Annotated in this window: 21 protein-coding genes; 14 read left to right on the forward strand and 7 right to left on the reverse strand. The window is 72.2% G+C overall.

What is annotated here, in order from left to right; translation table 11 throughout:
* Positions 1 to 3: 3 nt before the first annotated feature.
* The 5 genes from OG552_RS00740 to OG552_RS00760 all read left to right on the forward strand — a co-directional run bounded on the left by OG552_RS00740 (position 4) and on the right by OG552_RS00760 (position 3,824).
* Complete coding sequence (locus OG552_RS00740; RefSeq protein ID WP_329128656.1) at positions 4 to 519, forward strand: cupin domain-containing protein; 516 nt, start codon at positions 4 to 6, stop codon at positions 517 to 519.
* A 196-nt stretch (positions 520 to 715) separates the two neighbouring features.
* A complete protein-coding gene (locus tag OG552_RS00745; RefSeq protein WP_329128658.1) occupies positions 716 to 973 on the forward strand; it encodes a hypothetical protein in 258 nt (85 codons plus the stop codon).
* Positions 974 to 1,250: 277 nt separating this feature from the next.
* Positions 1,251 to 1,820, forward strand: a complete 570-nt coding sequence (locus OG552_RS00750; RefSeq protein ID WP_329128660.1) for a TetR/AcrR family transcriptional regulator — start codon at positions 1,251 to 1,253, stop codon at positions 1,818 to 1,820.
* Positions 1,821 to 1,911: 91 nt separating this feature from the next.
* Positions 1,912 to 3,123, forward strand: coding sequence for a lipase (locus OG552_RS00755; RefSeq protein ID WP_329128662.1), 1,212 nt, complete (start codon positions 1,912 to 1,914; stop codon positions 3,121 to 3,123).
* Between the two features lie 65 nt (positions 3,124 to 3,188).
* Complete coding sequence (locus OG552_RS00760) at positions 3,189 to 3,824, forward strand: NAD(P)-dependent oxidoreductase (protein ID WP_329128664.1); 636 nt, start codon at positions 3,189 to 3,191, stop codon at positions 3,822 to 3,824.
* A gap of 189 nt (positions 3,825 to 4,013) precedes the next feature.
* Here the strand turns inward: OG552_RS00760 and OG552_RS00765 are convergent, their stop codons facing one another.
* Positions 4,014 to 5,336, reverse strand: coding sequence for a GH25 family lysozyme (locus tag OG552_RS00765; protein WP_329128666.1), 1,323 nt, complete (start codon positions 5,334 to 5,336; stop codon positions 4,014 to 4,016).
* Positions 5,337 to 5,854: 518 nt separating this feature from the next.
* Here OG552_RS00765 and OG552_RS00770 point away from each other — a divergent pair.
* Entirely contained in the window at positions 5,855 to 7,552 is a 1,698-nt protein-coding gene (locus tag OG552_RS00770; RefSeq protein ID WP_443071125.1) for a glycoside hydrolase family 71/99-like protein, read from the forward strand.
* 121 nt (positions 7,553 to 7,673) lie between these two features.
* Here OG552_RS00770 and OG552_RS00775 read toward each other — a convergent pair whose 3' ends face one another.
* Positions 7,674 to 8,456, reverse strand: coding sequence for an SDR family NAD(P)-dependent oxidoreductase (locus OG552_RS00775; RefSeq protein WP_329128671.1), 783 nt, complete (start codon positions 8,454 to 8,456; stop codon positions 7,674 to 7,676).
* Positions 8,457 to 8,542: 86 nt separating this feature from the next.
* Between OG552_RS00775 and OG552_RS00780 the strand changes: the two genes are divergently transcribed.
* The 4 genes from OG552_RS00780 to OG552_RS00795 all read left to right on the forward strand — a co-directional run bounded on the left by OG552_RS00780 (position 8,543) and on the right by OG552_RS00795 (position 14,234).
* Positions 8,543 to 9,394, forward strand: coding sequence for a helix-turn-helix transcriptional regulator (locus tag OG552_RS00780; protein WP_329128673.1), 852 nt, complete (start codon positions 8,543 to 8,545; stop codon positions 9,392 to 9,394).
* Positions 9,395 to 9,547: 153 nt separating this feature from the next.
* Positions 9,548 to 10,027, forward strand: coding sequence for a MarR family winged helix-turn-helix transcriptional regulator (locus tag OG552_RS00785; protein WP_329128675.1), 480 nt, complete (start codon positions 9,548 to 9,550; stop codon positions 10,025 to 10,027).
* A gap of 181 nt (positions 10,028 to 10,208) precedes the next feature.
* Positions 10,209 to 11,852 carry an MDR family MFS transporter gene (locus OG552_RS00790; RefSeq protein WP_443071126.1) on the forward strand — a complete coding sequence of 548 codons (1,644 nt, stop codon included), beginning with the start codon at positions 10,209 to 10,211 and terminating at the stop codon, positions 11,850 to 11,852.
* A gap of 195 nt (positions 11,853 to 12,047) precedes the next feature.
* The gene (locus OG552_RS00795; protein ID WP_329128679.1) at positions 12,048 to 14,234 is read left to right on the forward strand and encodes a phosphocholine-specific phospholipase C; all 2,187 of its coding nucleotides are present in this window, start codon (positions 12,048 to 12,050) and stop codon (positions 14,232 to 14,234) included.
* Positions 14,235 to 14,312: 78 nt separating this feature from the next.
* On the opposite strand, the gene OG552_RS00800 is transcribed toward OG552_RS00795, so the two are convergent.
* Both OG552_RS00800 and wrbA read right to left on the reverse strand, forming a co-directional pair.
* Positions 14,313 to 15,176, reverse strand: a complete 864-nt coding sequence (locus OG552_RS00800; RefSeq protein WP_329140481.1) for a DMT family transporter — start codon at positions 15,174 to 15,176, stop codon at positions 14,313 to 14,315.
* A gap of 175 nt (positions 15,177 to 15,351) precedes the next feature.
* On the reverse strand, positions 15,352 to 15,954 hold the full coding sequence (gene wrbA, locus OG552_RS00805; protein ID WP_329128680.1) for an NAD(P)H:quinone oxidoreductase: 603 nt from the start codon (positions 15,952 to 15,954) through the stop codon (positions 15,352 to 15,354).
* 278 nt (positions 15,955 to 16,232) lie between these two features.
* Between wrbA and OG552_RS00810 the strand changes: the two genes are divergently transcribed.
* The 4 genes from OG552_RS00810 to OG552_RS00825 all read left to right on the forward strand — a co-directional run bounded on the left by OG552_RS00810 (position 16,233) and on the right by OG552_RS00825 (position 19,830).
* Complete coding sequence (locus OG552_RS00810) at positions 16,233 to 16,742, forward strand: hypothetical protein (RefSeq protein WP_329128681.1); 510 nt, start codon at positions 16,233 to 16,235, stop codon at positions 16,740 to 16,742.
* A gap of 125 nt (positions 16,743 to 16,867) precedes the next feature.
* Positions 16,868 to 17,602 carry an MEDS domain-containing protein gene (locus OG552_RS00815; RefSeq protein ID WP_329140483.1) on the forward strand — a complete coding sequence of 245 codons (735 nt, stop codon included), beginning with the start codon at positions 16,868 to 16,870 and terminating at the stop codon, positions 17,600 to 17,602.
* A complete protein-coding gene (locus OG552_RS00820; protein ID WP_329128682.1) occupies positions 17,599 to 18,546 on the forward strand; it encodes a sensor histidine kinase in 948 nt (315 codons plus the stop codon). Before OG552_RS00815 ends, OG552_RS00820 begins: the two co-directional genes overlap by 4 nt.
* Positions 18,547 to 18,645: 99 nt before the next feature.
* Entirely contained in the window at positions 18,646 to 19,830 is a 1,185-nt protein-coding gene (locus OG552_RS00825) for an AAA family ATPase (protein WP_329128683.1), read from the forward strand.
* Positions 19,831 to 20,412: 582 nt separating this feature from the next.
* Here the strand turns inward: OG552_RS00825 and OG552_RS00830 are convergent.
* The 3 genes from OG552_RS00830 to OG552_RS00840 form a co-directional block, all read right to left on the reverse strand.
* Entirely contained in the window at positions 20,413 to 21,399 is a 987-nt protein-coding gene (locus OG552_RS00830) for a serine/threonine-protein kinase (RefSeq protein WP_329128684.1), read from the reverse strand.
* A gap of 130 nt (positions 21,400 to 21,529) precedes the next feature.
* Positions 21,530 to 21,952, reverse strand: coding sequence for a YunG family protein (locus OG552_RS00835; protein WP_329128685.1), 423 nt, complete (start codon positions 21,950 to 21,952; stop codon positions 21,530 to 21,532).
* 151 nt (positions 21,953 to 22,103) lie between these two features.
* Positions 22,104 to 24,113: a hypothetical protein gene (locus OG552_RS00840; protein WP_329128686.1), complete on the reverse strand. Its 2,010-nt coding sequence runs from the start codon at positions 24,111 to 24,113 to the stop codon at positions 22,104 to 22,106.
* Positions 24,114 to 24,120: the final 7 nt, after the last annotated feature.

Consider the following 24,120-nt stretch of genomic DNA (forward strand, 5'->3'; position numbering starts at 1 on the left):
GTCATGAGTGATCCGGTGGTGATCGCGGCGGGACAGGGCCGCCTGTTCCGCGGACCGACGGGCGCCCCGATGGCGGTGAAGATCGACGGCACGATGACGGACGACGCGTACTCGCTGATCGAGTACGAGCACGCGCCGGGCGCCCCCGGACCGCCGGCGCACGTCCATCAGCACCATGAGGAGGCGTTCCGCGTGCTGGAGGGCGAGCTGACCCTCGATGTGGACGGACGCACGCTGACCCTCGGCCCGGGCGAGTACGCGATGGTCCCGCGCGGGGCCGCGCACCGCCCCTACAACAGGGGCCGTGTCCCGGTCCGGTTCCTTTTCGTCACCTCGCCGGCCATGGACGGGTTCTTCGCGGAGATGGCCGAGCTGAACTCCGCGACGGGAGGCGCCCCGTCCGTGCGGGCGCTGGCGGAGCTGGGGGCGCGCTGGGACTGCGCCTTCGTCGATGTTCCCGGCGGAGGCGAAGGCGCCATCCGGATCGCCAACGAGACCCCGCCCGCCTCCTCCGCGTGATGCGGCGGGGCGCGCGGGCCGCTGCTGGGCACCGAGAGGCGCGACCGGGGCGGTCCGTCCGGATCGCCGCCGGCTGCCGCAGCAGGCCGTCGGCCGAGGCAACCCCCCGGCGGTGTGCGGCGGTCCTACCGTGTGTCGCGTTCAGAGGTCCGGCCTCTGCCGACGCGTACCAGTGACCGACGCGAAAGGCGCTTCCATGGAGTTCGACCCCGGCCTCTGCCTGGACGTTCCGGACGGCTTCGACGACAGTGACGCGGATGCGCAGGTGCACCCCGTGGCCAGGAAGTTCTTCGCCGCCACGACTGCCGCGGGGGCCTTCGAGAAGGCGGGTGCGTGGGTGGCGGAGAACAAGGTCTTCCTGCTCGACGTCTCCTGGGACTTCCTGCACGACGAAGACAGGCCCTACCTGCTGAGCATCTATTTCACGTTCGAGCTCGAAGGTGCGGGCGGCTGACAGCCGCCTGGTTCCGTTCGGACCGGCGGCTCGCCGGCCAGGAGGGCGGGCCGCGATGCCCGCCCCCCTGGCCGTGACGGCCGGTTCACGCGTGCCACGCCTGGGCGCCGGAACACCGTGCGCCGGTGCCCGCCCCTTCCCCTCCTCCTCGCACGTGAGGCGCGCCCCGCTGGCACCCCCCGGGCACCCGCGGGCAGCCACTTCCTATGGGCCGTAGTGATTTGCCTAAAGATATTAGGCATGTGCATAATCGCATCAGGCAGCCGGGAGGATGGCGATGGTGCGCGCGGGACTGACCACGGAACGCCTGGTCCGGGCGGGTGCGGAGCTGGCCGACGAGGTCGGGTTCGATCAGGTCACCGTCTCGGAACTCGCCAGACGGTTCGACGTGAAGGTCGCCAGTCTCTACTCGCACGTGCGGAACTCCCAGGACCTCAGGACCCGGATCGCCCTGCTCGCCCTGGAGGAACTCGCCGACCGGGGCGCCGCCGCGCTGGCCGGGCGGGCCGGCAAGGACGCCTTGGCCGCGCTGGCGGACGTCTACCGCGACTACGCCCATCAGCATCCCGGCCGCTATGCCGCCGCCCAGCTCAGGCTCGATCCGCAGACGGCGGCCGCCGGTGCCGGCGGACGGCACGCACAGATGACGCGGGCCGTCCTGCGCGGCTACGACCTCACCGAGCCGGACCAGACCCATGCGGTCCGCCTGCTCGGGAGCGTCTTCCACGGCTACGTCAGCCTGGAGATGGGAGGAGGGTTCAGCCACAGCGCCCCCGACACCCAGGACACCTGGGAACGGATCATCGACGCCCTCGACGCCCTGCTGCGGAACTGGCCCGCGCCCTGAGCGGAGCCCGCGCCGGCCGTACGCCCCCCGGACGCCGGTGACGTACGGGCACGACCGAACCACCCGCCCCTACCATCCGACAGGTTGAGCGATGCCCACCGGAAACGACTGGATCACCACGCCCATCACCGCGGCGCTGCTGCGCGGCGCCCTGGAGGTGGAGCACACCGAGCGCGGCATCCTGCCGCACCGGCTGCCCGCCGGGGCCCGCGCCCAGTGCCCCGACCCGCAACTGGCCATGGCCGAGGGCCAGCCGTCCGGCGTACGCCTCGCCTTCCGCACCACGGCGACCGCCGTCGAACTGGACACGCTGCCCACCAAACGCGTCTACGCGGGGCTCCCGCCCCGCCCGGACGGCGTCTACGACCTGCTCGTCGACGGCCGGCTGACCGCTCAGGGGAGCGTGACGGAGGGTGACACCCTGACCATCGACATGTCCACCGGAACCGCCGAGCAGAAGCCCGGGCAGCCGGGCACCCTCCGCTTCACCGGACTGCCCGGCGGCACCAAGGACATCGAGATCTGGCTGCCGCACAACGAGACCACCGCGCTGGTCGCGCTGCGCACCGACGCCGCTGTCGAGCCGCTGCCGGACCGCGGTCGCAGGGTGTGGCTGCACCACGGCAGCTCGATCAGCCACGGCTCCGACGCCGTCAGTCCCACCACGATCTGGCCCGCCCTGGCCGCCTCCGGCGGCGGTGTGGAGCTGATCAATCTGGGCCTGGGCGGCAGCGCCCTGCTCGACCCGTTCACCGCTCGCACCATACGTGACACGCCAGCCGACCTGATCAGCGTCAAACTCGGCATCAATCTGGTCAACCTCGACCTGATGCGGCTGCGCGGGTTCGGCCCGGCGGTGCACGGCTTCCTCGACATCATCCGTGAAGGCCACCCGACCGCACCGCTGCTGGTCGTCTCGCCGATCCTGTGCCCCATCCACGAGGACACCCCCGGCCCCAGCGCCTTCGACCTCGACGCGCTCGGCTCCGGTGAGCTGCGGTTCCAGGCCACCGGCGATCCGGCGGAACACGCGAGCGGGAAGCTGACCCTGCGGATCATCCGCGGGGAGCTGGAGCGGATCGTGGCGCAGCGCGCGGCCGAGGACCCGCACCTGCACTACCTCGACGGGCGCGAACTCTACGGCGAGGCGGACTTCGCCGAGCTGCCCCTGCCCGACGCCCTCCATCCGGACGCCGCCGCCCACCGCCGCATCGGCGAACGCTTCGCCGAACGGGCCTTCACCGCGGGCGGCGCGTTCTCGGACCGGCGGACCGGCACGGCGGCCGGGCGAGACGTACGCTGAACCACGGGCCGGGCCGCCGCGCCACCACCCGGCCGGTTGCGGCCGCACGCATCGAGGAGACCGTCGTGAGGCTCGTCGTGTTCGGGGCGAACGGCAGGACCGGGCGGGAGATCGTCACGCAGGCCCTTGCCGCGGGGCACGAGGTGACCGCGTTCGTACGCGACCCGGGCAAGGCACCTGGTCCCCGCCCCGGACTGCGGGTGCTGGCCGGTGAGGTGACGTCCGACCAGGCCGCGGTGCGCGGGGCCGTCGACGGGCAGGAAGCGGTGCTGACGGCGTTCGGCAGCCCGACCACCTGGCACGGGGTGGTCTCCCCGACCCTCACCGTCCAGGCGGTACCGCTGATCGTGCGGGCCATGCGGGACGCGGGGGTGAGCCGGATCGTCCACCTGTCAGCGCACGGCGTCGGTGACACCGCCGCGCAGGCCCCGGCGGTGTACTGGGCGGTGTACAAAGCCCTCGGACGGATGTTCGCCGACAAGGACGCGGGTGAGCGCATCCTCCGTGACAGCGGCCTGGACTGGACGTTCGTCTACCCGGTGATGCTCGTCAACGGCCCCCGCACCGGCACGTACCGCGTCGGCGAGGAACTGCGGCTGGGCCGCGTGCCCCGCATCTCCCGTGCCGACGTCGCCGACTTCATGCTCCGCGAAACCACCCAGCGGGCCTACCTCCGCACAACCGTGCAACTCGCCCGCTGACCGCACCGGCGCGGCGGCGGGTGGTGGCGCGGCGCACGATGAGGTCCGCGCCGTCGACGTACTGGTCCTTTGCACCGACCGGGAACGGCCCGGGGGTGGCGGTGTGCACGCCCCGTCGCGGACGGCAGACCCTCGCTGCTCAGCCGTCCGCTCCGGCGCATCCCGCCGCACCCCCGGGCCGGTTCGCCGTCAGGAGCCGACGAGTGCTCTCCAGGTGTTGGGACCGACGACACCGTCGACGGCGAGACCGTGGCCCGACTGGAACGACCGCACCGCCGTGTTCGTAGCTGCCCCGAACACACCGTCCACGGTCAACGCCGAGCCGTGCGCGTTGAGTTCGTGCTGCACGGCCGAGACCGCGGGGCCGCTGCTGCCCTGCTGCACGGTGACGACGAGCGCGCCCCAGGTGGCGGGGCCGACGACACCGTCGACGGCGAGACCGTGGCCCGACTGGAACGACCGTACCGCCGTGTTGGTCGCCGGCCCGAAGTCGCCGTCCACGGTCAGCGCGGAACCGTGCGCGTTGAGCAGGTACTGCACGGCGCGGACCGCCTCACCGGTCTGACCCTGGCTCACTGTGGGCCACCCGGCCGACGGCGGCGGAGGAGGCGGAGTGCCCCCGGTGCCGCCGGCGAACGCCTGGAGAGCGGCGGCGGTGCCGTTGAAGGCGTCCTGGTCGCCGGGGAAGGTGCCGGAATCGGCGTACTGCCAGATGGTCTGCGCCGACCAGCCGGCCGGCAGGGGTGTGACGCTGCCGGTGTAGTTGGCGAGCCACAGCGGATTGGTGCCGCCGAAGGAGGAGTTGTTGCCGGTGCAGCTGGTCCACCAGTCGGTGGTGGTGTAGATCGTGGGGTAACGCCCGGTCCTGGCGTGCACCTCGTCGCTGAAACTCCTGATCCAGGTGACCATCGCGCTCTGGCTGAGCCCGTAGCAGGTGGCACCGTACGGGTTGTACTCGATGTCGAGGGCGGGCGGCAGCGTGATCCCGTCGGCCGACCAGCCGCCGCCGTGGGAGACGAAGTAGTCGGCCTGGGCGGCGCCGGTGGAGTTGTTCGGGAGTGCGAAGTGGTAGGCGCCGCGGATCAGGCCGACACCGGCCGCGCCGGTGTACTGCCCGCTGAAGGACGGGCTGGTGTAGTCGGTTCCCTCGGTCGCCTTCACGTAGGCGAAGGTGGCGCCGGCCGACCGGACCGATGCCCAGTTGACCGTCCCCTGCCAGCCGCTGACGTCGAGTCCCGGCAGGCCGCCGACGGCCGCGGGGGTCGCGGCAGGGGCCGCCGCGGGCGCGGACCGCGCCCCGGCCGCACGGAGCCTGTGCAGGCCGGCCCCGGCGTAGTCCTGCTCGGGATGTGTCACCGCTGTGGGGTGCGGTGTCACGGCTGTTCCCGCCGCGGCGGCTCCGGGGCCGGCCGCCAGCAGCAGAAGCGTTCCGGTGAGCAGCGCGGTCACGGCGGCGAGCGGTCCGCGGGCCGTGACCGCGCGGAGCCGCGGGATTCTGGTGGTGTCGGGCATGGAAGTGTCCTTACGCCGTCAGATTGATCGGAGCATGACACCACGGATGTTACGCGCGTAGCTTTGCGGGACGGAAGGGCTCGCGTCGGGCGCCGCGGCTCGAACCGTCGCCCTGGCGCGCGGAGTTGGAGCACTCCCGGCTGTACCCCCCGCCGTGTCCCCGGCCGGCCACCCGGCCGTTCACCCGGCCGTTTCTCCCCGGAAGGGTCGGCGGGTCCGTCCGGAACCGACTATTCCGGAGCAACGGGCGCAACCACCCCGCTCGCCTTGACGGAACGCGGGCCCCGGGACTTGAATCCGATCACCACCGACCACCGCTTCGGACCTGCACGGAAATGCGGCCGGCACGGTTCGGACGACGGCTCTTCACCCGTCCCGGCGCGCACTCAACGACGAGTCAAGCGGCCCCGGACAGGCGGTGAGTCGGCCTTCACCGCAGCGGAACCCCCACCTTCAGTCCGCCGTCGCGCCCGTTCACCGGTACCGCGCACCTCCCCCCACGGAGCCACCCCATGTCCATGTCCCACCGCAGGAAGACCTGGTCCCGCCGCAGGGTCATCAGCGCCGCCGCCGGCGGCACCGCGGCCGCCGCGCTCGGCGCGCTGGGGGTCGCCAAGGCCGCCACCACCTCCTCCGCCTCGCCCGCGGCCGGCGCCGCCGGAGACGTGGTCGGCAAGATCACCGTCGGGTATCAGGGCTGGTTCGCCGCCAAGGGCGACGGCGCCCCGATCAACGGCTGGTGGCACTGGACCCAGGACATGAGCAAGGCCCCCTCCCCCTCGAACACCGGCATCAAGTGCTGGCCCGACATGCGGGACTTCACCCACGGCTACCCGACCGCGTACGCCAACCTCGGCAACGGCCGGCCGGCCACGCTCTTCTCCTCCTACGACCAGCAGACCGTGGACACCCACTTCCAGTGGATGCAGCAGTACGGCATCGACACCGCGGCCCTCCAGCGCTTCAACCCCACCGGCGGCGAAGGCCCCACACGGGACGCGATGGCCACCAAGGTCCGCAGCGCGGCCGAGTCCCACAACGTGAAGTTCTACATCATGTACGACGTCTCCGGCTGGACGACCATGCAGTCCGAGATCAAGAACGACTGGACCACCAAGATGAAGGCACACACCGCGTCGTCGGCGTATGCCACGCAGAACGGCAAGCCGGTGGTGTGCATCTGGGGCTTCGGCTTCAATGACAACAACCACCCCTTCGACCCGGCCGCGTGCCTCGATGTCATCAACTGGTTCAAGTCGCAGGGCTGTTACGTCATCGGCGGCATCCCCAAGGAGTGGCGCACCGGCGGCCAGGGCACCCGTACGGGGTTCGGCGACGTCTACCACGCGTTCAACATGATCTCGCCGTGGATGGTCGGCGCCATCGGCAACGTGGGTGACTCGGACCAGTACTACCAGAACGTCAACCTGGGCGATCAGGCCGAGTGCGATGCCCACGGCATCGACTACCAGCCGTGCGTACTGCCCGGCGATGTCTCGGAGCGGCAGCGGGCCCACGGCGACTTCATGTGGCGGCAGTTCTACAACATGGTGCGGATCGGCGCGCAGGGCATCTACATCTCGATGTTCGACGAGTTCAACGAGGGCAACCAGATCGCCAAGACCGCGGAGACGCAGGCGGGTGTACCCACCGACTCCGGGTTCCTGGCGCTCGACGAGGACGGCACGGCCTGCTCCTCCGACTACTACCTGCGGCTGACCGGCGACGGCGGCCGGATGCTCAAGGGACAGCTCGCACTGACCGCCACCCGCCCCACCCAGCCCGTCGTCACCGGTGGCAGCACCACCCCGCCGACCACGCCGGGGACCGGCACCGTGGTCAGTCTGCGCGCGGGCGTCAACAACGACTACGTCACCGCCGAGAACGCCGGCGCGGCTGCCCTGATCGCCAACCGCACCGCCATCGGACCCTGGGAGCAGTTCGACCTCCTCGACGCGGGAAGCGGCAACGTGGCCCTGCGTGCCCACGCCAACAGCCGCTATGTCACCGCCGGTTCGGCGCCGCTGATCGCCGACGGCACCGCCCTCGGCCGCGCCCAGACCTTCACGCTCGTCCGCAACAGCGACGGGACGGTGAGCCTGCTCGCCATCGCCAACAACCAGTACGTCACGGCGGAGAGCGCGGGCGCGTCCTCGCTGATCGCCAACAGGACGGCGATCGGCCCGTGGGAGAAGTTCAGCCTCATCACGAGCTGAACCGTGAAAGGCCCCGACCGGACATGGCCGGCCGGGGCCGTTGCGGGTCTCCCCGGGGACGGCGACCGTCTCCGCCCGACCACCGGGCGGCCGGCCGCCGTGGCCTGCCCGGTTCTCGCTCTCAGGCGCCCGCGCCGCCGTCGACCGGCACGATCGCGCCGGTCACCATCGACGCCCGGTCGCTGAGCAGCCACGCGGCCACCTCGGCGACCTCGTGGGGCTCGGCCATGCGGCCGAGCGGAACCATCGCGTTGATGCGCTCGACGATGCCGGGGGTCGCGGCCTCCCACGCGTCGATCATCTCCGTCGCGGTGCCGCCCGGTGTGATGCCGTTGACCCGGATGCCCTGAGCGCCCCAGGTCACCGCGGCGGTCTCGGTGATGCTGTTGAGCGCGCGCTTCATGGCGCCGTACGCGGGCAGCTCCGGGTTCGCGCGGCGGCTGCCGATGCTCGACGTGTTGACGATCGCCCCGCCGCCGTCCCGCCGCATCAGCGCGGCCTCGGCTGTCATCGCGGTCCAGTGCGCACGGAAGTTCACCGCGAACTGCTGCTCGATGTCCTCGTCGCCGGTGGTGTCGAGCGGGCCGGGCTGCTGGCCCACCCCGGCGTTGTTGAAGGCTCCGTCGAGCCGTCCGTGCAGTTCCCCGACGCGGTCGACCGCCGCGCGGACGCTCGCGCGGTCGGCGAGGTCCACGGTCACCGCATCCGCGACGCCGCCGCCGGCGCGGATCCCGGTGACGATCCGCTGGAGGGATTCGGTGCTGCGGGCGGCGAGCACGACGGCGGCGCCCTCGGCGGCGAAGAGCCGGGCCGCTGCCGCCCCGATGCCGCGGCTGGCGCCGGTGATGAACACGACCTTCCCGGTGAGCAGGCCGATGGGTGTGATGTCGCTGGTGTTGGTCATGACGACAGTGTTGGACCGGCCCGCGGGCCGGATGCAGGCACAGGCAGTACCAGGATCCGCCGCCGCGCGGCAGGCACACTTGGGTTATGGACAAGCACGAACTCGGGGCATTCCTCCGCAGCCGTCGCGAACGGCTGCGGCCGGAGGACGCCGGTCTCCCCTCGGGCTCGCGACGCCGGACACCGGGCCTTCGCCGCGAGGAAGTGGCGGTCCTGGCCCACATCTCCACGGAGTACTACGTCCGGCTGGAGCAGGGCAGGGCGCCGCGACCGTCCGGCGAGGTCCTGGCCGGGATCGCAGGCGCGCTGCGGCTCACGGATGCCGAGTCCGACCACCTCCACGTCCTCGCGGGCACCGCGCCGAGCCGTAGCGGACTGCACCGGCGCGACGTCCGCCCGAGCATCCTCGCGCTCCTCGACCGGCTGCCGCAGACGGCCGCCTTCGTGATGTCCGCCGCGTTCGAGGTGCTCGCGTGGAACGACCTCGCGGCGGCGCTCATGGAGGACTTCGCCGAGCGCACCCCGGAGGACCGCAATCTCGCGCGCCGGGCATTCCTCGGGTCGTCGCGTGCCGAGGCGCCGCTCTACGGGGTCTCCGACGCCGCGGAGTTCCGGCGGCACGTCGTCATGCAGCTCCGCTCCACCCTCGCCCGTTATCCGTCCGACCCCGCGGTGACCGGACTGATCGACGAACTCCGCGACGGCAGCACGGAGTTCGCCCGGCTCTGGGAGCGGCACGACGTGCGGTCCGCGGCGGTGCTCACGAAGACTTTCCGGCACCCGGCCGTCGGGGAGATCACCGTCGACTGCGACGCGCTCGCGCTCACGGACCGCGACCAGCACCTCGTGCTCTACAGCGCGCCCCAGGGATCCCGTGACGCCGAGGCTCTGGCCCTGCTGAATGTCCTCGGAGCCGACACCGGCGCCTACCTGCGGTAGCTCAGCAGCCCGGCCACGGCGAACCCCCGCCACCGCCCGGACGACGCCTGCCCGTATCACCCCGGCCCGAACGCGGTGCGGGGTGGCAGAAGCAGGTGTATTTATCATCTACTATTACTTGCAGGAGCCAAGCAAGTAGCGATGGGGGGACCCATGGACACCGCCGACGATCCGCAGGACCCGCAGTGGGACGGGGCCGGTCTCGGGGACGAGATCGTGCGGATGATGCGGCAGATCGGCGCGTGGAAGCAACGGGCCCGCGAGGAGCACTGGAGTGACCGGCTGCTCCTCGCGCGGCTGACCGACTCCGGGCCGCAGCGGGCCACCGACCTCGCCGCCGACACCCTGCTGGACCTGTCCACGGTGAGCCGGCAGGTCCGCTCGCTGGTCGAACGCGGCCTGGTCGACCGCCGCCCGGATCCCGACGACCGGCGCGGTGCGCTGCTCTTCCCCACCGACGCCGGCCGCGAGACCGTCCGCGGCTACCGCGCACAGCGCAATGAACAGCTCGCCCTGGCACTGGGCGACTGGCCCGCGGAGGACCGGCGCGCGTTCGTCCGGCTGCTGCGCCGGTTCAACGACGACTTCGCCGAGCGCCAGCTGCGTCCCCGCTGCACCCCCGGCAGCGGCTAGTACCGGCCGCCCACCCCCGTACCCCTTCCGTACCACCCCGCCGCGCGCGTCCGCAGACGAGCCCGGCCGGAAACAGGAGAACACCCTCGTGACCACGACCAGCCGGACCGCGTCCGCGCCACCGGACAGCGCACCAGGCGGCCTGTCCCACCGCCAGATCCTGACCATCCTCAGCGGCCTGATGCTGGGCATGTTCCTGGCCTCGCTCGACCAGACGATCGTCAGCACCGCGATCCGGACCATCGCCGACGACCTGCACGGGCTCAACGAGCAGGCGTGGACCACCACGGCCTACCTGATCACGTCCACCATCGCGACCCCGCTGTACGGCAAGCTCTCCGACATCTACGGCCGCAAGCCGTTCTTCCTCGCCGCGATCAGCATCTTCATCATCGGGTCGGTCGCGTGCACCTTCTCCACCTCGATGGTGGAGCTCGCCGTCTTCCGCGCGTTCCAGGGTCTGGGCGCGGGCGGTCTGATGTCGCTGGCGCTGGCGATCATCGGCGACATCGTGCCGCCGCGGGAACGCGCGCGCTACCAGGGCTACATCCTCGCCGTCTTCGGGACCTCCAGCGTCGCCGGGCCGCTGGTCGGCGGGTTCCTCGCCGGACAGGCCACCATCCTGGGGATCTCCGGCTGGCGCTGGGTGTTCCTGGTCAACGTGCCGATCGGCATCCTGGCGCTGATCGTCGTCGCCAAGGTGCTCAACATCCCGCACCGCCGCCGTGAACACCGCATCGACTGGTGGGGCGCCCTGACCATCGTCATGGGCGTCGTCCCGCTGCTGCTCGTCGCCGAGCAGGGCGAGACCTGGGGCTGGCTCTCCACCGCGGCGATCACCTGTTACGTCATCGGCGTCGTCGGTGTCATCGCCTGGATCCGGGTCGAGTTCGCGATGGGTGACGAGGCCCTCATCCCGATGCGGCTCTTCAGCAACAAGGTCTTCAGCCGGACCAGCCTGCTCAGTGTCCTGGTCGGTGCGGCCATGTTCGGCGGGCTGCTGATGATCCCGCAGTACCTGCAGATCGTGAAGGGCGCCAGCCCCACCAAGTCCGGGCTGCTCATGCTGCCGCTGATGCTCGGCATGATGACCGCCTCCATCGCCACCGGCCAGACCACCGCGCGCACCGGCCGCTACAAGATCTTCCCGGTCATCGGCACCGCGCTGATGTGTGTCGCGATGCTGCTCTTCCACTTCGAGGTCCAGTGGGACACCCCGCTGCCCGAGACGATGGGCTTCATGGCGCTGATGGGTGTCGGGCTCGGCTTCACCATGCAGACCCTGACGCTGTCGGTGCAGAACGCGGTACCGCCCCAGGACATGGGCACCGCCACCGCCTCGGCCACGTTCTTCCGCCAGCTCGGCGGCACCGCGGGCACCGCGGTCTTCCTCTCGGTCCTCTTCAGCACCGTCACCGGGAAGATCTCCTCGGCGTTCGACGCGGCCCGCGGCAAACCGGACTTCCAGGCCGCGCTCCACGCCCACCCGAACGCCATCACGCCCGACAGCGCGAAGGCCGTCCTGAGCGACTCGTCGTTCATCAAGAAGCTGGACCCGGCGCTGGCCGCGCCCTTCAAGCAGGGCTTCGCCGATTCCATGCACCTCGTCTTCATCATCGTCGCGGGGGTGGCGGCACTGTGCTTCCTGCTGATGCTGACCATCCGTGAGGTGCCGCTGCGCAAGCTGTCGGGCGCCCAGGCCAGGGCCGCAGCCGAAGCGGCCGAGGCCGACACGGCCGCCGCCTCGGCCGGCGGCCCCGCCGTCCCCGAACCCGAGCGCCAGGCCACCGAGCCGCAGACCCCGCTCGACGACAGCAAACGCTGACAGCCACCTGCCACACCCCCGCCACGGCCCGGCCGGGCGCCCCGCACCAGGGCGCCCGGCCGTCGGTTCCCCCTGGCACAGATTGCCCTGACCATATGATCATTTCCGCCGCCATTCATGAACTCTTCGCCGGTAGGCCGGACACGGTCCGTAGGTTTCGCGACACCCCCCACCCCGTCCCGGAGGTGTTGATCCATGCCTGACCTGTCCCGCCGAGGCTTTCTCGGCGCGGCCACCGCGATCACCGGCGCTGCGGCGATCGGTGTGAGCGCGCCGGCTGCCGAGGCCGAGCCCGCCCACAAGCCGAAGCCGCACGGTGACATCCGCGACATCAAGCGGGTGGTCATCCTGATGCAGGAGAACCGCAGCTTCGACCACTACTACGGCTCGCTGCGCGGTGTCCGCGGCTTCGGCGACCGCTCGGCGATCACGCTGCCCGGCGGCCTGTCGGTCTTCGAGCAGCCCACCTCGACGCCCGGCCTGCCGGTCACCGCCACGCAGTTCCCGTGGCGGCTGAGCGACGCCCCCGTCTCGGCCTACCCCGCGGGGCACCAGCCGCCCAGTTCCGAGGTCGGGGCGCAGAACTACGGCGGCACCGACCACAGCTGGGAGAGCCAGCACACCGCGTGGTACGGCGGCCTGATGAACGCCTGGTACGTCAGCAAGGGCGGCCCGACGACGCTGGGTTACCTGGACCGGCGGGACCTGCCGTTCCACTACGCCCTGGCGGACGCGTACACGATCGGCGACGCCTACCACTGCTCGGTGCTCAGCGCGACCGGCCCGAACCGCACCTACCACTGGGGCGGCACGATCGACGCACAGAAGAAGTACAGCAGCTTCACCGCGTACAGCGGCGGTGACGAACTCGGCCGCAACCTGCTGTGGGAGTCGTACGCCGAGACGCTGCAGAAGGCCGGGGTCAGCTGGAAGGTCTACCAGGGCGCCGACAACTACGGCGACAACGCCCTGGAGTACTTCAAGAACTTCGCCCAGTACGACCCCGGGCAGGGCGGCACCCCCGCACCCGGCAATGTGCTCTACGACAACGGTGTCGCCATCGTCCCCGAACCGCACGACTCCGAGACCGGGAACGCCGACAACCTCGCGCTGGCGCTCCGCAAGGACGTGCTGGCGGGCACTCTGCCGCAGGTCTCCTGGCTGGTCACCAACCAGCGGTTCTCCGAGCACCCGGACGGCGCCCCGACCGACGGCGCCTACTACGTGCACGAGGTGCTCAAGGCACTCAACGCCGACCCGGACGTCTTCAACTCGACGCTGGTCATCATCAACTTCGACGAGAACGACGGCCAGTTCGACCACGTGCCGCCGCCGGTGCCCGCGCCGGGCGAGACGGACGAGTTCGTGGCCGGCACCGATCTGTCCCAGTACGGCTTCAACCAGCCGGTACCGGTCGGGCTGGGCTTCCGGGTGCCGCTGCTGCTGGTCTCGCCGTGGACCCGCGGCGGCTGGGTCACCTCGGAGGTCTCCGACCACACCTCGGTCATCCAGTTCCTGGAGAAGTGGACGGGGGCGCTCGGCAAGCCGGCCATCAGCCCGAACATCAGCGACTGGCGCCGCCGGGTCTGCGGCGACCTCACCGGTGCCTTCGACTTCACCTCGCCGGTCTACGGCCTGCCGAAGCTGCCCGACCTCTCCCCCATCGGCGAGCCGGCCGGTTACAACCCGCCGGTCACCACCAACGCCATGCCGCGGCAGGAGGCGGGCACCAAGCGGGCCAGGCCGCTGCCGTACCAGCCGAACGCGAACCTGGTCGGCTTCAGCACCGACCACAGCGGGTCGGTCACGGCGGACCTGGCGTTCAGCAACAACGGTCCGCACGCCCGCAAGGCCAGCCACTTCTCGGTCTACAACAACCTCGCCGGCACCCCGGCGCTGACCGACTACCCCGCGAAGTTCCCCGGGCAGTACACGGTCGACCCCGCCACCCGCGCCGACCGGAGCGTCACGGGGAAGGCCCCGGTGGGCGCGGCGGCCGGCGACACGGCGTACGACATCACCGTCGTCGGACCGAACCGCTTCCTGCGGCACTTCACCGGGGACACCGGCGTTTCCGGCGACACCGCGCAGGTGACGGCCGAGTACCCGGCGGACAGCCACGGCTCGCGGCCCAAGCTGGTCCTGAAGCTGACCAACACCGGCCACAAGGCCGTGACCTTCACGGTCACCTCGAACCACTACCTCAAGGACCGCGCGCACAGCTACCACGTGCCCGCGCACGGCCACGCGACCCACACCATCGACCCGCAGGCCAAGAGCGACGGCTGGTACGACCTGACCGTGACGCTCAGCGGCGACCGCTCCTGGACCCGCCGCTACAGCGGCCACCTGGAGGACGGTTCGCACAGCATCACCGGCTGAACCCGGCGTCGCCGCAGGCCGGCGGGCCCGGCCGTTCCCACCGTCACAGGACGCGGGGGAACGGCCGGGCCCGCCGGCTCAGTTCGCCAGTTCCCTGGTCAGGGGGACCGCCCGGGACAGGTACAGCGTCCCCACCACCACGAGCGCCACCCCGCCGAACTCGGGCAGCAGCCACAGGCCGGTGCGAACGTGCTCGGAGTAGACGATGATGCCCAGCGCGAGGCTCACCACGGCGTCGCCCAGGGTGAGCGCCGGCTGCGACGCGGCGATCGGCCCGGCCTGCAACGCGTTCTCCAGCAGGAACACGGCCAGCACCCCGAAGAGCGCGAAGCCGTAGGTCTGCCAGGCACGCAGGAACGCCTCGAAGCCGTGCGAGGAGAAGGTGTCGGCGGCCGACTTCATCAGCGCCGCCGTCAGCGCGTTCGCCACCGCCGCCGAAGTGCCGAGCAGCGCGGCACGCGCCGCACCCGACGGACGGTGCCGCGCGGACATCACCGCCAGCACCACGGCGCCCGCGCAGAGCGCGACCGCCGGGATCCAGCGGGCCATCGACGCCTGCGTATTGCCGCCCGAGGGGGCGGCGCAGGCCAGCGCGATCACCAGACCGCTGACCATGACGCCGACCGCGATCCAGCCCGAGACCGGCAGACTCCGGTGCAGCACCGGCAGGCTGATCAGCAGTGCCAGCGGCAGCTCCAGGATGAACACCGGCTGGGCCAGCGCGAGCGGGCCGGTGACCAGGGCCAGTGCCTGGAAGAGGGCAGCGCCCGCCACACCGCAGATGCCGAGCACCCAGATCGGCTGGCGGACCATGTCGATGAACAACCGCGGTCGCAGGGCGTCCTCGGGCGGTACCGCAAGGGCGGCCTTGCGCTGCAGCACCGTACCCGTCGCATTGCTGGCCGCGCCCAGGAACGCGAAGAACACACAGAGCACCAGCAGGGCCGGCCTCCCGCGACGTAGAGGGATGGATCCGCGGTCGCGGTGAAAGCCGCGCCCGGGAAGAGGAACGTGCAGGACTCAGCATTCCAGCCGTCCGCTCCGGACCGTACGCCGCCCTGGGCCGACCGGGCGCCGTTCACCCGTACGGACACCCGGTCGGCGGGGAGAGCGGTGGTCAGCCGGCGAGACGGCCCGCGATGTCGGCGAGGTGGCGGCCCTGGTAGTTCGCCGCCTCAAGGGTGGCCTGGTCGGGGGTCTCACCGCCGCCACTGGGCCAGCTGGTGCCGTACGGGTTGCCGCCGGCCGCGAAGAGCAGCGGGTCGGTGTAGCCGGGCGGCACGATCACGCAGCCCCAGTGGTAGAAGACGTTGTTCAGCGACAGGAGCGTGGACTCCTGGCCGCCGTGGCGGTTCATCGCGGAGGTGAAGCTGGTGACGGGCTTGGCGTGGAAGACGCCGGCCTGCCACTGGACGCCGGTCTGGTCGATGAACTGCTTGAGCTGCGCGGAGACGTTGCCGTAACGGGTCGGAGTGCCGAAGGCGTAGGCGGTGGCCCACTCCAGGTCCTCCAGCGTGGCCTCGCCGATCTGGTCCTTCGTGGCGTCGACGTGGGCGCGCCAGGCCGGGTTGGCGTCGATGGCGGTGTCCGGCGCGAGTTCCTGCACCCGGCGCAGCCTGACCTCGGCACCGCGGCTTTGGGCACCGTTTGCGACCGCTTGTGCCAGAGCGTGCACATTGCCCGTTGCGCTGTAGTAGACGACCGCGACGCGAACTCCCATGGAGATACTCCTGACCTGGTCGGTAGTGATACGCACGACTATGGCCGTATCGTCGCCCGGGGACTTTTATCTCCCCCGGTGACCGCCGGGTTCCACCCGGACAGCTCCATCTGACAGCTCTTTGTCACAACCTGGCAACGACTGCGTCGTGTGGGATGACTTGCTGGGATGCTCCCGGTCTCCGAGTAGAACGAAGCCTTGGGGGCGTTGTGCGGAACCTCGAAGAAATCGGCGAACAATGGTCGCCGGAAACCGAAAGACCCAGAAAGTCGCGACTGGTGCCGGTGCTGGTCTGCACCGCCTCCTTCGCGGCGGTGCTGGGCATCATCCTGGTCACCACGCACACAGGCGGCGGTGGCGGTTCCCCGGACCGGGCCGGGGCCGGTTCCGGTCAGAGCGCGACGGCGGGCATCTCACCCGATGCGGCCTCCACGGTGCGCGACTGGTACGTGAAGGGCGGTGAACCCCACCTGACCCAGGTCTCCCGCGACGTCACGAGCATCCAGGACGACCAGGCGGCCGGTGACACCGTGAGCATGCAGAGCGACTGTGCGACGCTGCTGACCGACGTGCAGTCGGCTCAGGTCTTTCCCCCGATCGCCGAGCCGCAGACGCAGGCGCACTGGTCCAAGGCGCTGGAGCAGCTCGGTCAGGCGGCGGCGGACTGCCGGGACGGCACGACCGAGAAGGACTCGGCGCTGATCGACAAGGCCGGGACCGAGCTGACGTCCGCGAACACCGAGCTCGACCTGGTCACGAACCTGGTCAACTCCCTGGCCGGCAGCTAGCCGGCGACGGCGGGCCGCGCAGCGCCCGGGGGCAGCCGGGCGCTCCGCGGCCCGCAGCGCGCATCCGGTAGGTTCACTGCCGTCAGGGGTGTGGGAGCGCGCGATGGGAGACCGGTGTGAGGACCGTGCGTGGTTTGGCCACGCTCGATCCCGTCGAGGTCGGCGATCATGTGTGCTGGCTGGTCGGTCCCGGCGAGGACTTCTCCGGTACCGCCCGGGCCTTCACCGCGGGCGGGGCACTGGTCGGCGACAAGGTCCTGATCCTCGGTGACGACTCCCGGCAGGGCTTTCTGGGCAGGGTGCGGCGGGAGGCCGAGGCCGCCAGCCGTGAGGGTTTCCGGGCGCTGCGGGTGCTGGCCCGGTGGGACCACGAGCCGGGCTGCGGCGCGTCGGGTCCTGACACGGTCGCCAGGAACGAACTGACGCTGGACGCGCTGGTGGCGCGGGGCGGCACCATCGTGGTCTGCGCGTATCACCGGGCCGGTTTCGGTACCGCGACTTTGGACCAGGTCGCCAGTGTGCATCCCCACCATCTGGGCACGGGAGCAGTGGGACCCGCGTTCCGGCTGTTCAGCGCGGGCAAGGCCGACTGCTGGAGTGTGAGCGGCTTGGTGGACTCGGAAGGAGCCGAGACCTTCGGTACCGCCATGCGAGAGCTGCTGGCGCGTTGCGGCACGGTTCGGCTGGACTGCGAGAACCTGGAATGGATGGATGCCGCCGGGATGACCGCACTCGTCCAGTCGGCCAGGGCTTTCCCCGGCCGACTGGTGGTACTCAGCGGTGCCAACGAGACGGTCCGCCGTGTGTGGGCGCTGCTCGGCTATGACAGCCCGGTCGTCCCGGTGGAGCTGGGCCCATGAGCGAGACTCCGGACCGGACCGACCCGGGCTTCCAGCACGTGCTGTACCCGTACGACGGGCAGCGGCACTTCGTGACGGGCGCGCTCGCGTACATCGAGGAGGCGCTGAGCGGCGGTGCGGTGGTGCTGCTCGCGGTGGACGAGACGAAGAAGGAGCTGCTGCGGGCCGAGCTGCCGCGCACCGACGCCGCCCGCCGGGTGACGTTCCTTGACACCGGGACGGTGGGCCGCAACCCCGGGCGGATGATTCCGGCCTGGCAGGCGTGGGTGGCCGAGCGGTCGGCGGACGGCAGCCCCGTGCACGCGATCGGCGAATCGCAGTGGAGCGGCCGTACGGCGGGCGAGACGGCCGAGCTGCGTTACCACGAGTGGCTGCTCAACCGCGCCTTCGCGCACTCCCCCATGTGGTGGCTGCTCTGCCCGTACGACACCACGACGGTCGACGAGGAGGAGCTGGCCAGGGCCCGGCGCTGCCACCCGCTGGTGCTGCGCGACGGGCAGCGCGAGGAGGGCCCGGAGTACGGCGACGAGCCCTTCGCCTTCGAGGCGCTGCCGGCGCCGTGCGGGCCGGGCCACGACTTCACCTTCGGCTTCGGGGATCTGGCGGCGGTACGCGAGGCGGTGACGTCGTGCGCGACCCGCAACGGGATGCAGGGCACCCGGCTGCGGGAGCTGCTGATCGCCTGCACCGAGGTGGCGTCGAACAGCCTGCGGTACGGGGGCGGCGGCGGGACGCTGCGGATGTGGTCGGAGGACGGCGACATGATCTGCGAGTTCCACGATTCCGGTTACCTCTCCGACCCCCTGGTCGGGCGGGTCCGGCCGCAGCCGGACCAGCTGGGCGGCCGCGGGATGTGGCTGGTGCAGCAGCTCTGTGACCTGGTGCAGATCCGCTCCGACCCGAAGAGCGGCACGACGGTCCGGCTGCACATGGCGATCGACTGAACTCCGTAGCGTGACCGGATGCCCTCCGCTTGCGACTGCTTGCTGCTTCTTTCTGCGTCGCGTGGCGTTGCCGCCCCGAGCTGCTGACAGACTGATCCCATGCTGGACGACTACTTCTCGCTCACCCGGGTGCGGCTGAGGCAGTACCGCAGTATCGCCGCGGCGGATGTGGAGCTGGGCGGACTGGTGTTCCTCGTCGGTCCGAACGGCGCCGGTAAGAGCAACTTCCTCGATGCCCTGCGACTGGTCTCGGAATCCCTGCGGACGTCCCTGGCGGACGCGCTGGAGACACGCGGCGGGGTGGCGGAGGTGCGGCGCAAGTCCACCGGCCACCCGAGCAGATTCGGCGTCGAGCTGGACTTCCGCGGGCCGGGATTCGAGGGCGGGTACGGGATCCAGGTGGCGGGCGCGCGGGCCGGCGGCTTCCGGGTGGTGCGCGAGGAGTGCGAGGTCCGGTACGGCTCCGGGACGCCGGCCGGCTTCCGGGTGGACGGCGGGCAGCTGGTCTCGGTGACCGAGCGCGGGATGCCGGCCGCCGATCCGCGGCGGCTGATGCTGGCGGACGCGGGCCGGGTGAAGGCTTTCCGGCCGGTGTTCGAGGGCCTGGCCGGGATCGGGGTGCTGAATCTGGATCCGCAGGCGATGCGGCGGCCCGGCGCCCCCGACGCCGGGCGGGCGCTGCGGCGGGACGGTTCGAATGTCGCCGCGGTGCTGCACCGGATGGGCCGCACAGCCCGGGGGCGCGAGGACCGGCTGCGGATCGAGAGTTATCTGCGGGAGATGGTGCCGGGGGTGCACGGGGTGGCCCGCAGGGTGCAGGGCGGCCGGGAGACGGTGGAGTTCGCGCAGGAGGTGCCGGGCGCGAAGAACCCGTGGCGGTTCGCGGCGCAGTCGGTGTCCGACGGGACGCTGCGCGCACTGGGGGTGCTGGTGGGGCTCTTCGCGGCGCCGGGTGAGGCATACAGCACGGTGGCGGTGGAGGAGCCGGAGACGGCGCTGCACCCGACGGCGGCCGGTGCGCTGCTGGCGGCGCTGCGGGACGCGAGTTCGCGGCGTCAGGTGATCGCCACCAGCCACAGTGCGGATCTGCTGGAGAGCGAGGACATCGATCCGGCGGAGCTGCGGGCGGTGCGCTGCACGGAGGGTCATACGGTGATCGGCGGGCTCGACGAGCCGGGGATGTACACCCTGCGGGCGCAGCTGGCGCTGCCGGGGCAGTTGCTGAGGGCTGATCAGTTGCTTCCGCGGCCGGCGCTGCCGGAGCTTCGGCAGGAAGTGCGCTAACGGGGACGACAGGAGCGAGGGGTGTGCGCCGGCCGGAAGTTCATGGCCCCCGTTAGCCGCCGGCGCACGGTGTTCGCTTCGGTTTTCTGCGTTTCCCGTTGGTTGGCGTGGGTTTCTCTTTCGTTGTCGCCGGCGGGCTACTTGCCGCCGGAGCCACCGGCCTGAGTCGGCTTCGGGTCGCTGGTGCAGCCGCCACGGCGGCAGTCGACGTTCGGGCAGGACATGGGCTACTCCTTTCACCTGAGCTTCCCCGTGTGTCACCACCGGTGACCAACTGCTCGTCTGCCCCGGGACCCCGGCGCAAACCTCACACCGGACCCACCCGATCGCTGACGACCCCTCAGTCCCTGTGGTTCCCTGTGCACACCCGGGAAGAAGTACCGCTCTGTTACCTATGACGCGGTGAGGGGTCAATTTGGTTCCCTGGCCAAAGGTTTCGTTCCGGTGACGATCGCCACATGGCCTTCGTCGCCGGCGGGCGCGGACGGTGACGGTCCGTGGGGTGGTGATGGCCGACCCCGCCTTCCGGCGGCTGGGACCGGCGGCGAAGGAGCCGGCCGGACGGGAGACCGGCGTGTGCGCTCAGGCGCCGTGGGGTCCGGGAGCGGCATAGGTGGTGAGCACCGCGGCGGCAGCGGCGCCGATCAGGCGGTGCCTGCGGCGGGCGGCGAGCGGACGGCCGGCGCCGCGGTGACGGGAGGCGGGGACCGGGGCGGGGGCCGGTGGGGCTTCGGGGGCGGGTTCGCGGGGTTCCCGCTGCCAGGCGTCCCCGGCGAACCAGCCGGTGACCTGGCGGGCGCTGGGGCGCTGTTCGGGGGTCTTGGCGAGCATGCGCAGCAGGTAGTCGGCGAAGGCACCGGGGATGCCGGGACGCAGCCGCCCAGGTGCGAGCGGCTCGCACTGGACGTGCTGGGAGATGACGGAGAGCGCGCTGTCGCCGACGAACGGCGGGCGGCCGGTGAGCAGTTCGTACAGGGCGCAGCCGAGGGAGTACACGTCGCCGGCCGCGCGGGAGGGCCTGCCGAGGGCCGACTCGGGCGCCATGTACAAGCTGGTGCCGGTGAGTTCGGCCGGTCCGCCCATGGGCGCCGTCGTCTCGCCGCCGGGGCCGCTGGCTATCCCGAAGTCCACGATCTTGACGGTGCCGTCACGGTCGAGCAGCAGGTTGGAGGGTTTGATGTCGCGGTGCAGGACGCCCGCGGTGTGGGCGGCCTCCAGGCCGGCGGCGGCCTGCGCGGCCACGGAGGCCACCGTGGCCGGGGCCGGGGTGCCGTGTTCCCGGAGTTCCTCGGCCAGGGTGTGGCCTTCGATCAGCTCCATCACCAGGAAGCTGCGCTCCTGCCAGCTGCCGAAGTCGTAGACCGCGACGACATGCGGATCGCTGAGCCTGGCCGCGGTGCGGGCCTCCTGCGCGAATCTGGCCGCGGCGTCCGGCTTGCGGGCCGCGGCGTCGCGCAGGACCTTCACCGCCACCGGACGCTCCAGCAGTTCGTCCCAGCCCCGCCACACCTCGCCCATGCCGCCGTGCCCGAGCGGTGTATCGAGTCGATAGCGCTCCGCCAGCCTCACCGGAGGTCGCCCCTTCCTGCGCATGCGCGCAACAGACGTGGGCTCTGCCTGGAGTCCCGTCTGCCCCGAACCCACGCGCCCACCCCTGCACAACCGGAACAGCCCGGCGGCGGGGATCGGGCGGGCGGACCTACCGGGCCATGGCTCCCGCTTCCGGGAGCGGGCCGATACGGGTGGCGAGCCGGCCGCGCAGCAGTTCGTACGCGGCCCGGCGGCGGGGCAGCGGGCCGGGCGGGCGCCGCACCACCCGTGCGGCGGTGACGGTCTGGCCGCTGCGGAACTGCTCCCTGGTGAGGTCGAGTTCCAGGCCGGAGGGGAGCCGGTTCCAGTAGTGGAAGCCGGCCCGGGCGGCGCCCAGGTGCACATCGCCGAGCACGAGATCACCGCCGAAGAGGTCGTGCACGATCAGCGCGGTGATGTCGCAGTGGCCCCAGGCCGGATTGCCGGGGTGCCAGGGCTCCCGGGCCACGTCGTCGGGCGAGCAGGTGTCGGCGGCCCAGCTCGCGCGCAGCGCCCGGTCGAGTGCGGTCAGGGTCCACGGCGGCGGGATCATGGGCTCAGCATGCCGTGAGGCACTGACAGCCGGCCCCGCCCGGTCCCGGCGGCGCGTCACGGCCTCCCGTGGCGGTCCCAGGTCCCGGCCTCCGGTCCCGGCCTCCGGTCCCGGCCTCCCGTCCCGGCCTCCGGTCCCGGCGGGGCCGGTCTCAGCGTCCGCCGTTGATCCCGGTGTGCAGGCCCGCGGTGGTGTCCGGGTAGAGCTCGCGGGCCGCTTCCAGGACGGCGGCCGGCGCGGTACGGCCGAGGGCGCGCATCCGGGCCGCGGTCCTGCCGGGGAACCCGCGCCCGCGGTCGGTGCTCTCGGCGTAGGCGATCTGGGCGGCGGCCACGGCTTCCGGGAGGGTGCCGCGGCAGCCGTCGTCGCGGGGCGGGTAGAGCTCGGTCAGCAGGACGGCGAGGTCCGCGGCGAGCCGGACCGCGCTCCAGTCGTGGAGCGGCTGGCTGCGCCTGCTGATGTGGCGGTAGCGGTAGGCCATCGCGTCCTGGATCTCGGAGGTGAGCGTGGCCTCGTCCGGGGCCGGGGAGAGGGCAGGCGCGGTGAGCAGCAGCGTCACCAGGTCCCGGTCGATGTTCAGGCCGCGGTCGTGGGCGGCGCGCAGGACGTACTCGTGCTCGCGTTCCAGCAGCAGCTGGCGGGGGTCCGCGCCGCCGCGGTGGCCGCGGGCGGTGAGCAGACCGCCCAGGGCGCCGAGCTGGACGTCCCCGATGCTCAGCTGCTCCTGGGCGGTGGGCGGGAAGGCCGGGTCGCCGCCGACCGTCTCCGGTGCGCCGCCGGGCGCGGGCAGGTGCGCCGCGAGGGCGTCCAGGGCGGCGCGGTAGTGGTCGTCGGCGGCGACCGTGCCGGGTACCGGGCCGCCGGGCCGGGCGCCGGCCGCGAGCCGCTCCGGCCAGGGACCGGGGAGCCGGCCGAGCCATGGTCCGCCGGTGCGGGCGAGCAGCAGGACCCGGACGGGCACCTCCCCCTCGTACGCCGCGAGGGCGGCGAGCAGGGGCGCGAGCTGCTCGGTACGGTTCTCGGCGCGGTCGGCGACGAGCAGCAGCGGGCGGGTCAGCGCCCTCAGGAGCCGGTCCCAGTCGGGGCGGTGGGCGGGTTCCGCGGTCAGGAAGCCCGCCGCCCAGGTCATCGGTTCCGGGCCGGTGTCCGCCGGGCGGGCGGGTCCGATGCGGGCCAGGCGGCGTACCGCCTCGACCGCGGTACGGGTCTTGCCCCAGCCGCTGGGCGCGGTCACCAGCCGTACCCGGACGTCCGGGCGGCGCCCCCGGGAGGCGGCGCGGTGCGCGGTCAGGCACCAGGTCAGCACGGCGTCGGGCGCGTCGCCGACCAGCGGGACGACGGCGGCTTCCGGGTCGAGCAGGGCGGCGGGGGTGCGCGGCGGCGGGGCCGGGGCGGTCAGGTACGGGCGCAGTTCGACGGGCTCGGCGACCGGGGCGCCCGCGGTGTCCTCGGCGCTCTCGGTCAGCAGCCGGACCAGGCAGCGGTGCTGGAGCAGCCGGGCGGCGGGCAGGACGTAGAGCGTGCCGTCGTCCCGCAGGCGGCGCTGGGCGCAGCCGATCAGCAGTCCGTCGCAGAACACGGCGGCGCCGGAGAAGCCGTGCCAGGGGTCGCGGCCCGGCGGCGGCGGTTCGTCCGCGGGGTCGGTGTCCGGCTGGAGTTCGTAGCGGTCGTCGCCGGGACGGGTGGCCGGGATGACGCCGGCGGGCAGTCCGTGGTGGCCGCGCAGCCCGTCGCGCCGCCGTCCGCCGGGGGCCCCGGTGACGGTGACGGGGTGCGGCTGGTCCGTGACGAACCGGCCCCAGCGGACGGTGACCGCCTGGCCGGGGGCGGGCAGCCGGAGCAGGGCGAGGTCGAGACCGCGGGTGGGGTCCCGGTCGGCGTCCGGGCAGCGGCCCTCGTGCAGCGGGCAGCCGCCGGCGCTGTGCCACAGGAGTTCGGCGTCGCGTACGGGGTCGGCGCGGCCGTCCAGGAAGCGGACCCGGTGGCGGACGCCGGCGCCGTCGCGGTGGACGACATGGCCGGCGGTGAGGATCAGCGTCCCGGTGACCTGGTGGCCGGAGCCGAGCAGATGCGGCGCGCCGTCGGCGGAGGAGCGGATCTCGACGGCGCCGCTGGTCCGCCCGGGCGCGGCCGTGCCCCCCGGCTCGTGGATGACGTCCAACGCTCCC

The organism is Streptomyces sp. NBC_01476 (assembly GCF_036227265.1).
Taxonomy (GTDB): Bacteria; Actinomycetota; Actinomycetes; order Streptomycetales; family Streptomycetaceae; genus Actinacidiphila.